The sequence below is a fragment of the Actinosynnema sp. NPDC023658 genome (genome assembly GCF_040639995.1).
Lineage (GTDB): Bacteria > Actinomycetota > Actinomycetes > Mycobacteriales > Pseudonocardiaceae > Actinosynnema.
This window is the reverse complement of record NZ_JBFAAX010000205.1, coordinates 1-9,870: the sequence shown is the minus strand read 5'-3', so window position 1 is coordinate 9,870 and position 9,870 is coordinate 1. Positions and strand designations below refer to the sequence as shown.

Genomic DNA, 9,870 nt, shown 5'->3' with positions numbered 1-9,870 from the left:
GCCGGTTCTGCGCGCACCCCCTGACCCGGCACCTGCTGCGGAAGTCCGGGACGCCGGGGTCGGAGACCGCCGTGCGCGCCAGCCTCGGGCTCGGCCCTCCCGCCCACCGACGCGCGCCGGGCGCTGGCGGAGCTGACGCAGGCGCACCTGGTCTCCGAGCACGTGCCGGGCCGGTACGTGATGCACGACCTGCTCCGCAGCTACGCCGCCGACCTCGCCGCCGAGGAGGACCCGCCCGAGGCGATCCGCGAGGCGCGGGCCCGGCTGCTCGACCACTTCCTGCACACCGCCGAGCGAGCGGACAAGGCGCTCTACCCGCAGCGCGAACCGGTGGACCTGCCGCCGGCGCGGCCGGGCGTCCGCCCCGAGCACGTCGAGTCCCACGCCGCCGCCCTCGACTGGTACCGCACCGAGTTCCGGACCCTGCTGGCGGCGGCCGACCACGCGGCCGAGCACGGGTTCGACGCCCACGCGTGCCTGATCCCGCAGTGCACGGCGACCTTCTTCCACCGCAGCGGGCACTGGCTGGAGTGGGTGGACGCGTGCCGGCGGGCGCTCGTCGCGGCGGAACGGCTCGGTGACCCGGGACTGCGGGCGAACATGCACCGCGGTCTGGGGCGCGCGGCCACCCTCCTCCACCGCTGGGACGAGGCCGAGGACCACCTCCACACCGCGTTGCGCCTGTTCCGGGAGGCGGGCGACCGGGTGTCCGAGGGCTACGTGCTGGTGAACATCAGCGGGATCTTCGAGATCGGAAGCAGGTCCACCGAGGCGCTGCCGCTGCAACTGAGCGCGCTGGAGCTGTTCAGGGAGATCGGCCACGCGCACGGGCAGGCGCGCGCGCTCACGTCGAGCGGGTGGAGCTACCACCTGATCGGCCGGCACGACGAGGCGGTCCGTCACTCGATGGACGCGATCGCGCTGTACGAGGGGCTGTCCGACCTGCCCGGCCACGCCTCCGCGATCGACACCCTGGGCCTGGCCTACCGCGAGCTCGGGCGGCTGGAGGAGGCGTTGACCGTGCAGCGCGAGGGCGTGCGGCTGTTCGCGCAGTCCGGCGACCGCTACTACGAGGCCGGCTCGTGGAGCGACCTCGCGGAGACCCTCCGGCGGACGGGGGACGTGGAGGCGGCGCGCGCGGCGCTGCGCAGGTCCCTGGCCGTGTTCGAGGAGCTGCGGCACCCGCGCGCCGGGGAAGTGCGCCGCGAACTCGACGCGTTGACGTGACCGCGGCGGCTGCCCGCTGAACCCGATCGGTCGGTGGAGCGGACCTCCGGACCGGCGATCGCACGACCAGCCGACGAACCGTCGGTCCCGTGGGGTATGCATATGCAGGCCCGCCCCGGCCGACGAGGGGGATGACGGATGAGCTTGCACGTGGCGGTGGACTTCGGCACGTCCAGCACCTGCGTCGCCATGTCGCTGCACGGCCGGGAACCGCAGGTCGTCGTGGTCGACGGCCAGCCGATCGTGCCCTCCGCGGTGTTCGCCGCGGCCGACGGCACCCTGTTCGTCGGGCAGGAGGCCGAACGCCAGGCGGCGGTGGACCCGTCCCGCTACGAGCCGCACCCCAAGCGCCGCGTCGACGAGGGCGAGCTGCTGCTCGGCACCAGCGTGCTGCCGGTGGTCGACGTCGTGCGGGCCGTGCTGACCAGGGCCGTCGACGAGGCCCGGCACGTGGCCGGCGGCGCCCGGGTCGACCTGCTCGTGCTCACCCACCCGGCCGACTGGGGCGCGATCCGCACCAGGGTGCTGCTCCAGGCCGCCCGCGGGCTGGCCCAGGAGGTCCGCCTGGTGCCCGAACCGGTCGCCGCGGCGGTGTTCCACTCCGCCACCCACGCCATCCCGGACGGCGCGGCGCTGGCCGTGCTCGACCTCGGCGGCGGCACGGTCGACGCCAGCGTGGTCGTCCGCCAGGGCGGCACGTTCCGCGTGCTGGCCACCAAGGGCGACCCCGGCTTCGGCGGCGCGGACGTCGACCAGGCGCTGCTGGAGCACATCGGCTCGCTGGTCGCGCCGGGCGACCCGGACGCGTGGCGGGAGCTCGTGGAGGGTCGGGAGATGTCCGACCGCCGCAAGCGCCGGGTGCTGCGCCAGGACGTGCGCGGCGCGAAGGAGTCCCTGTCCCGGCACGCCTACACCGACGTGCCGATGCCGCCGCCGTTCCCCGACGCCCACGTCACCCGCACCGACCTGGAACGCCTGATCAGCACGCCGCTCAACCGCGCCGCCGCGCTGGTGGTGACCGCGGTGCGGGACGCCGGGCTCGACCCGCGCGGGCTCGCCGGCGTGTTCCTGGTCGGCGGGTCGAGCCGTATCCCGCTGGTCGCGCGCCTGGTCCTGGAGCAGTCCGGCGTGGTGCCCACGAGCATCGACCAGCCGGAGACGGTGGTGGCCCGCGGCGCGCTGCGGGCGGTGAGCGTGGACCCGTTGCGCACCGGCTCGCTGCCGCCCGGCAGCGGCGAGGTCACCCGCAAGATCACCGACGACCAGACCCGCAAGATCACCCGGCGGATCACGCCACCGCCGTCGCCGCCCGGCGGGTTCCCGCAGCAGTCGTACTTCCCGTCCGCCCCGGCGCCCGTGCCGCCGCCGCGCCGCAGCCGCGTGCCGCTGCTCGTGATCGCCGCCGTCGTGGTGCTCGCCGTCGTCGGCGCGTCCGTGGCGTACGCGTTGAGCCGGGACACGACCACGGAGGGCGGCCCCACCACGCCCGCCTCCTCGTCCACCCCGGCCTCCGGCGCGGCCGACGGCAAGACCATCGCCCAGTACGACTACAGCTTCGTCGCGCCCGCCGGCTGGCAGCAGACCGGCGGCCAGGTCGAGACCCGCAAGGTGCTGCTCAAACCGGAAGCGCCCGAGTCCACCCTGGACGTGATCGCGGTGGAGGAGCGGTTGCTCAACTACGACGCCACCCAGGACCCGGACCGGGCCCGCACCGAGCTGCGCCGGCAGTACGACCAGCGCGCCGGGGTGTCCGATTTCGACGCTTCCGCTGACTTCGCCACCAAGGGTGTCGTTTACTACCGGGAAGAGGTGGGTTCGGCCACCATCGACTGGTACGTGCTGTTCCAGGGCACCGTCCAGGTCAACGTCGGGTGCCAGTACCCGCAGGACGGTCGCGACCGGGTCCGCCCCGCGTGCGAGCAGGTCGTCCGCACGCTGACCGTGACCAGCTGACTTCGTGAGGAGTGTGATGACCGGGATTCCCGAGGCGTTCGCCCGGTTCCGCTCGGACCTCGACGCCGCGGTGACCAGGGGCAGGCGCGCGGCGGCCGCCGCGGGCGCGAGGAGCGCGGCCCAGCGCGAGCGGAACCGCGAGCTGGCCGAGCAGGCCAGGGCCCGGCAGGTCCGGCCCGAGGGCCACGCGCCCACGTCACCGGACGTGCAGCGGGTCGCCACCGGATTCCGCCACCACCGCGGCCTGCCCGTGGAGGAGTTGCCACCGGGCGCCGAACTGCTCACGCCGGAGAAATCGCGAGAGCAAACGGACGCGAATGCAAATGCAGTTCCGCCACGCCCGGTCCTCGGATCCCGAGCGGCCGCGGGCCCGAGGGGTCAACTGCCCCCCGAAAGGGGCGATGACGAGGACTTTTCGCAAGCGCGAATCCTCTACTGAGCGCCTTCCGGCGGGCCGTGCGTTTACACCCGCAACTACTTCCCAAGAAGTCGCGACAACGCGGAACCGACCATGGCAAGGTCTGCGTCGTAAGAGGCGTACGAAGCAAGAGCGCCTGATCTCATCTACCAAGGGGGTCGTACCCAATGGCTGGTTACAAGACCGGACATGAGGAGCTCGTCGGTGCCGCGAAGGACATCGTCAGCACCAACGGCAACGTCCAGGGCGTCCTGGGTCAGCTCGGTGGCACCATCGACGGTCTGTCCGGCGCCTGGAAGGGTGGCGCGGCCCTGGCCTTCCAGAAGCTGATGGAGCGCTTCCGCGAGGACGCCGACAAGCTGCAGAAGGCCCTGCTCGACATCGCCGAGCAGATGGACGGCAGCGCCTCGACCTACATCCAGCAGGAAGAGGAGCAGGCGCAGGAGATGTCGTCGATCACCAACCGCCTCAGCGGCTGATCGCCCGGAATTCACGTTCCGTTCCTGTTCCACTCGCTTTCGCTCTTCTTTCTGACTTCACTTCCAAGGGGAGATCATGGACACCAACCAGATTGCGGTCGATTTCGGTCACCTGAGCAGCGCCGCGGGTGAGATCAGCGGCCAGGCCAACAAGATCGAGTCGGAGCTCGAGAACCTGAAGTCCCGCCTCGCGCCGGTCATCGCCCAGTGGGACGGTGGCGCGTCGGAGAACTACCAGGCCGCCCAGCGCGCGTGGGACGAGTCCGCCGCCGGCCTGCAGCAGGTGCTGGCCCAGATCGGTTCGGCCGTCGCGTCCGCCACCGAGGCCTACCAGGCCGCGGAGTCGAAGAACGCCGGTCGTTGGTAACACAGGTCACCGCGTTGTGACCCTTCGCGTGGCCCCGGGGACCTCGAGGTTCCGGGGCCACGCGCGTGTTCAGGGCCGGTTCGGGGGGGCCGTTTTGACCCGACCCGACCCGACCCGGTATCTTCCTACGTTGTTGTGCGGTAACTGGTGCGCACTATGCGTACCTCGTGTTCTGGTCCTCTGCCCACCTGGGGTCTCTGGCCTGAGCAGCCGCCGCAATGACCCCAGACGCAAGTGACGACGAGGTAGACCCGTGCGCACGTACAGCCCGAAGCCCGGCGAGGTGACCCGAACCTGGCACGTGATCGACGCCCAGGACGTGGTGCTCGGTCGGCTCGCCACCCAGGCCGCGACGCTGCTGCGCGGCAAGCACAAGCCGACTTACGCCCCTCACGTTGACACCGGTGACTTCGTCATCGTCATCAACGCGGACAAGGTGGCGTTGACCGGCAAGAAGCGTGATCAGGAGTTCGTGTACCGGCACTCCGGTTTTCCGGGCGGCCTGAGCCAGCGCTCGTTCGGCGAGGTGCTCGACACCCGCGCCGACCGGCTGGTCGAGAAGGCGATCAAGGGCATGCTGCCCAAGAACCGCCTCGGCCGCGCGATCGCGGGCAAGCTCAAGGTCTACACGGGCCCGAACCACCCGCACGCTGCGCAGCAGCCGCAGCCGTTCGAGATCAAGAAGGTCGCCCAGTGACCGAGCACCAGACCGAGGACACCGACGTGACGACCCCTGAGGCCGAGCTCGAGACCGTCGAGACCGAGGCCGTCGAGACCGAAGCCGTCGAGGCGGACGCCCCTGAGGTCGAGGCCACCGAGGCCGAGGCCACCGAGGGCGAGGCCACCGAAGCCGAGGCCGACACCGCGGCCGACGAGGCAGGCGACGCCGACGAGGCCGAGGTCGAGGCCACGCCGGTCGTGCGGCACACGCTCAACGCGGGTGCGCACCACCTCGCGCAGACGGTCGGCCGCCGCAAGCAGGCCATCGTCCGCGTGCGGCTCCTCCCCGGCACCGGCAAGTTCACCCTGAACGGGAAGTCGATGGACGACTACTTCCCGAACAAGGTGCACCAGCAGCTCATCCGCGAGCCCCTGGTGACGACGGAGAAGCCGGAGACGTTCGACGTCATCGCGACCCTGCGTGGCGGCGGCACCACCGGCCAGGCCGGTGCGCTGCGCCTCGCGATCGCGCGTGCGCTGATCGCCGTCGACTCCGAGGACCGCCCGGTCCTGAAGAAGGCCGGCTTCCTCACCCGTGACCCCCGGGTCAAGGAGCGGAAGAAGTACGGTCTGAAGAAGGCCCGCAAGGCGCCTCAGTACAGCAAGCGCTGACCCTTCCCGGGTCCAGCGAGCACGATCCTGCGGGAGCAGTCAGTTCTTCGTCGAACTGCTGCTCCCGCAGTGCTTTTCCGCCCATTGTCATGTGCACATGGAGGTCACGGCGATCATGGCTCGGCTGTTCGGCACCGACGGCGTACGCGGTCTCGCCAACGCGGACCTGACCCCGGAACTCGCGCTGTCCATCGCCGCGTCGGCGGCACGCGTGCTGGCCGAGCACGACCGCTCGCACCGCCCGGTCGCCGTGGTCGGCCGCGACCCGCGGGCCAGCGGCGAGATGCTGGAGGCGGCCGTGGTGGCCGGCCTCACATCGGCGGGCGCGGACGTGCTGCGCGCGGGCGTCCTGCCCACCCCGGCCGTCGCCTACCTGGTGTCGGCGCTGGGCGCGGACGTCGGCGTGATGATCTCCGCCTCGCACAACCCCATGCCCGACAACGGCATCAAGCTCTTCGCCGCCGGCGGGCACAAGCTCCCCGACGCGGTCGAGGACGAGATCGAGCAGAAGCTGGGCGACCGCGACCACCGCCCCACCGGCGCGGGCATCGGCCGCGTCCACGACATCGAGGACGCCGAGGGCCAGTACGTGCAGCACCTGCTCAAGGTGACGCCGCACCGCCTGGACGGCCTGAAGGTCGTGGTGGACTGCGCGAACGGCGCCGCGTCCGTGGCCGCGCCGGACGCCTACCGCCGCGCGGGCGCCGAGGTCGTCGAGATCCACACCGCGCCCGACGGGCTGAACATCAACGACGGCTGCGGCTCGAACCACGTGGGCCCGCTGCGCGCCGCGGTGGTCGAGCACGGCGCCGACCTGGGCATCGCCCACGACGGTGACGCGGACCGCTGCGTCGCGGTCGACGCCGACGGCAACGACCTCGACGGCGATCAGGTCATGGCGGTGCTGGCGCTCGGCATGAAGGAAGCCGGTGAGCTGACCGACGACACGCTGGTCGCCACCGTGATGAGCAACCTCGGCCTGCACCTGGCGATGCGCGAGCACGGCATCAGCCTCAAGACGACGGCCGTCGGTGACCGGTACGTGCTGGAGGAGCTGCGCGCGGGCGGGTTCGCGCTGGGCGGCGAGCAGTCCGGGCACGTGATCGTGCCCGCGCACGCCACCACCGGCGACGGCCTGCTGACCGCGTTGCGCCTGATGGCGCGGATGGCGGAGACCGGCAAGCCCCTGGCCGAGCTGGCGGGCGTGATGCGCCGGCTGCCGCAGGTGCTGATCAACGTGGTCGTGGGCGACAAGGCGGCGGTGGCGAAGGACGCCGCGGTCAGCGAGGCGGTCGCCGCCGTGTCGGCCGAGCTGGGCGACACCGGCCGGGTGCTGCTGCGCCCGTCGGGCACCGAGCAGCTGGTGCGCGTCATGGTCGAGGCCGCCACGCACGAGCTGGCGGAGTCCGCCGCCCAGCGGCTCGCCGGTGTGGTTTCCTCGGTCCACTGACCTCGGGGTCGCTCCGACCCCGGGATCGCACCGACCCGCAGACCGTTCGGGGGGACACCGCCGTGGTGATCGACCTCTTGCTGCTCCTGGTGCTGGCCGGGCTCGTCGTGCTCGTCGTCGTGATCGTGAAGTCGACGAAGAAGCCGCGGCAGCCCTACCAGCACAACCCGCAGCTGTACGGCCAACCCGGGCCGCAGCCGCCGTACGGCCACCAGCCGCCGTACGGCCCGCCCGCCCCCGGTCAGGCGCCTCCCGGCCAGGTCCCGTACGGGCAGGCGCCTCCCGGTCAGCCGCCCTACGGGCAAGCGCCGTACGGGCAGCAGCCACCGCCCCCTCAGAGCCCGTACCCGCAGGCTCCCCCGCCGGGCCACCACCCGCCGCAGCAGCCTCCGCACCAGCCTCCACCGCAGCCACCGCCCCACGGCTGACCCGGCGTTTACACCTGCAAGGACCAGGGCGGAAACGCCGTCGGGCGGTCCGCGCGGCTGCCACGATGGGAACCGCACGCCGAAGCGTCGCGTCGGAAAGGGCGAGTCGTCGAGTTGGGTCGTGGCCGTCGCGCCACGGAGGGGAGTGAAGCGCCGTGGCCGGTTACGGCACCAGTACCGAGGCGATGCAAAAAGCCTCGAAGGGCATTTCCGATGCGGCGAAGGAGACGGCCGACGGGTTGAAGGACGTCGGTCAGACCCAGACGGTCGCCCGCGATTTCGGTGAGGCGCACCAGCAGCACTTCACGAAGTACAAGACGGGGATCGACAACTTCGGCAAGGGCATCGCGAACATGACCAGCGTGCTCGGCGGGTTCGCCGGGAAGATCGGTTCCGGCGCCACGACCTACGACGACGTCGAATCCACCAACGCCGCCGACTTGGGGAGCCAGTACTGATGGCCGAGCCGAGCTGGAACGACGTCAAGGCGCTCCTCGACGACCCGAACGTCTCCGAGGACAAGAAGAAGGCGCTGCTGCACGACTACGTCGCCTCCACGGCGCCGTGGAACATCCCGGACGAAGCGGGCACCTACCAGGACCGCTACGACTACGACAGCTGGGACACCAGCCTCTGGGACCGCGGCACCAGCGACCTGCAGTCCCGCTACGACGAGGCCAAGGCGGAGAGCGACAGCAAGGGCTACAACTCGCACGAGCAGACCAAGGCCGTCGACGAGGGCCAGAAGCAGCTCGACGCCAAGCAGCCGCCGACCTCGGGCGGCTCGGGCGTGCAGCTGTCCGACGAGCTGTTCGACGCGGGCAAGGCCGGCCTGAAGGTGTTCGAGAAGTTCGAGGGCATCTGGAACAACCGGCCCGGCGACTGCATCGGCAACACCACGGCGCTGAACTACGCCGAGCAGATCCAGAAGCCGTACGACGAGCAGCGCGGGATCAACTTCCACAAGCTGCTGATGGAGGCCGACGAGTTCGGCAACGCCAAGGCCAAGATCGACGACATGAAGTCGGACGTGGACGGTCGGCTCAAGGCCCTCTACGGCGAGTGGGAGGGCAAGGCGGCCACCAAGTCCCACGAGCACTACACCGGCAAGATCGGCCCGAAGATCACCGAGCTGGCCGACGGGCTCAACGGCGCGGCCGAGCTGACCCGCACCGCCGTCAGCGGCGTGTACGAGCTGTGCAAGAGCAAGGCCGACGAGGTCCTCGGCATGTACCGGGAGCAGATCGGCCAGGCCGACACGTACATGGCCGAGAAGGTCGTGTCGTTCGCGCGCGGCGAGGGCGACTACTCCAAGGACCGCGTGTCGGAGATCGCGGGCTGGGTCGACTCGAAGACCGGCAGCAACATCGCCGAGCGGATCAACTCCGACGACTGCAGCCTGAACGACGAGAACCGCGACTACGCGATCAACCAGTGCAAGAAGTGGATCCGCGACTCGTTCAACGTCGAGTTCTGGCAGCTCTACGAGCAGTTCAAGACCTGCTGCACCGAGACCAAGTCCTCTGTGGACGCCAAGTGGGACACCCTCGCCGGCTACATGGCCGAGTTCGAGAACCCGTTCCCGGCTGCCGCCGCTGAAGAGGGCGGCGACAAGGGCGGCGACAAGGGTGGGGACAAGGGCGGCGACAAGGGCGGTCACGAAGGCGGCGGCAAGGGCACCGGCGGCGGTGGCGGCACGGGCGGTGGCACGGGCGGCGGTGGCAGCGGTTCCGGTGGTGGCGGCGGCACGCCGTCCATCCCGGAGATGCCCAAGCCCGAGAACCCGCTCGACAAGGACGGCGACGGCAAGCCGGACGACCTCAAGGTCCCCGGCGACACCAACGGCGACGGCAAGCCCGACGACCTGGACGGCGACGGGAAGCCGGACGACCTCGACGGTGACGGCAAGCCGGACGACAAGAACGGCGACGGCAAGCCCGACGGGGTGAAGGGCGAGGAAGAGGCGCCCGAGACCGTCACCATCAAGAGCGGCGACAACGAGATCAAGATCACCGAGCCGGACGACAACGGCCACGTGCAGATCACCGTCGACACGCCGCAGAGCGAGCCGAAGACCTACGACGTCGACTTCAGCAACAGCCCCGACGCGTTGAAGGCCCTGACCAGCCAGAACGGCGGGGCGGCGCTGGCGGGCGCGTTGGCCGGCGCGACGTCGGCCACCGGTGCGGGCACGCCCGGTGCGGCCCTGGGCGCAC

At 71.2% G+C, this 9,870-nt stretch carries 11 protein-coding genes; all 11 read left to right on the top strand.

Going from position 1 to position 9,870, the window contains the following annotated elements; all coding sequences use genetic code 11:
- Positions 1-180: 180 nt before the first annotated feature.
- Positions 181-1,227: a tetratricopeptide repeat protein gene (locus AB0G02_RS20790; RefSeq protein ID WP_360796857.1), complete on the top strand. Its 1,047-nt coding sequence runs from the start codon at positions 181-183 to the stop codon at positions 1,225-1,227.
- A 138-nt stretch (positions 1,228-1,365) separates the two neighbouring features.
- Entirely contained in the window at positions 1,366-3,180 is a 1,815-nt protein-coding gene (locus tag AB0G02_RS20785; RefSeq protein WP_360796855.1) for a type VII secretion-associated protein, read from the top strand.
- A 16-nt stretch (positions 3,181-3,196) separates the two neighbouring features.
- On the top strand, positions 3,197-3,619 hold the full coding sequence (locus AB0G02_RS20780) for a hypothetical protein (protein WP_360796852.1): 423 nt from the start codon (positions 3,197-3,199) through the stop codon (positions 3,617-3,619).
- Positions 3,620-3,765: 146 nt separating this feature from the next.
- On the top strand, positions 3,766-4,077 hold the full coding sequence (locus AB0G02_RS20775) for a WXG100 family type VII secretion target (protein WP_360796849.1): 312 nt from the start codon (positions 3,766-3,768) through the stop codon (positions 4,075-4,077).
- Positions 4,078-4,153: 76 nt separating this feature from the next.
- A complete protein-coding gene (locus AB0G02_RS20770; protein WP_360796846.1) occupies positions 4,154-4,444 on the top strand; it encodes a WXG100 family type VII secretion target in 291 nt (96 codons plus the stop codon).
- A gap of 253 nt (positions 4,445-4,697) precedes the next feature.
- Positions 4,698-5,141 carry a 50S ribosomal protein L13 gene (gene rplM / locus AB0G02_RS20765; RefSeq protein ID WP_033436749.1) on the top strand — a complete coding sequence of 148 codons (444 nt, stop codon included), beginning with the start codon at positions 4,698-4,700 and terminating at the stop codon, positions 5,139-5,141.
- Positions 5,138-5,776: a 30S ribosomal protein S9 gene (rpsI, locus tag AB0G02_RS20760; RefSeq protein WP_360796843.1), complete on the top strand. Its 639-nt coding sequence runs from the start codon at positions 5,138-5,140 to the stop codon at positions 5,774-5,776. The genes rplM and rpsI overlap by 4 nt, the downstream gene beginning before the upstream one ends.
- A gap of 115 nt (positions 5,777-5,891) precedes the next feature.
- The gene (gene glmM, locus AB0G02_RS20755) at positions 5,892-7,226 is read left to right on the top strand and encodes a phosphoglucosamine mutase (protein WP_360796860.1); all 1,335 of its coding nucleotides are present in this window, start codon (positions 5,892-5,894) and stop codon (positions 7,224-7,226) included.
- A gap of 62 nt (positions 7,227-7,288) precedes the next feature.
- Complete coding sequence (locus AB0G02_RS20750) at positions 7,289-7,654, top strand: hypothetical protein (RefSeq protein WP_360796840.1); 366 nt, start codon at positions 7,289-7,291, stop codon at positions 7,652-7,654.
- Positions 7,655-7,809: 155 nt separating this feature from the next.
- On the top strand, positions 7,810-8,112 hold the full coding sequence (locus AB0G02_RS20745) for a hypothetical protein (protein ID WP_360796837.1): 303 nt from the start codon (positions 7,810-7,812) through the stop codon (positions 8,110-8,112).
- A partial coding sequence (locus AB0G02_RS20740; protein WP_360796834.1) for a WXG100 family type VII secretion target occupies positions 8,112-9,870 on the top strand: 1,759 nt, incomplete at its 3' end. The genes AB0G02_RS20745 and AB0G02_RS20740, both read left to right, overlap by 1 nt.

Coding starts and splice junctions, on each gene's coding strand:
- AB0G02_RS20790 (WP_360796857.1), top strand. CDS start 181: ATGCACGACCTGCTCCGCAGCTACGCCGCCGACCTCGCCGCCGAGGAG.
- AB0G02_RS20785 (WP_360796855.1), top strand. CDS start 1,366: ATGAGCTTGCACGTGGCGGTGGACTTCGGCACGTCCAGCACCTGCGTC.
- AB0G02_RS20780 (WP_360796852.1), top strand. CDS start 3,197: ATGACCGGGATTCCCGAGGCGTTCGCCCGGTTCCGCTCGGACCTCGAC.
- AB0G02_RS20775 (WP_360796849.1), top strand. CDS start 3,766: ATGGCTGGTTACAAGACCGGACATGAGGAGCTCGTCGGTGCCGCGAAG.
- AB0G02_RS20770 (WP_360796846.1), top strand. CDS start 4,154: ATGGACACCAACCAGATTGCGGTCGATTTCGGTCACCTGAGCAGCGCC.
- glmM (WP_360796860.1), top strand. CDS start 5,892: ATGGCTCGGCTGTTCGGCACCGACGGCGTACGCGGTCTCGCCAACGCG.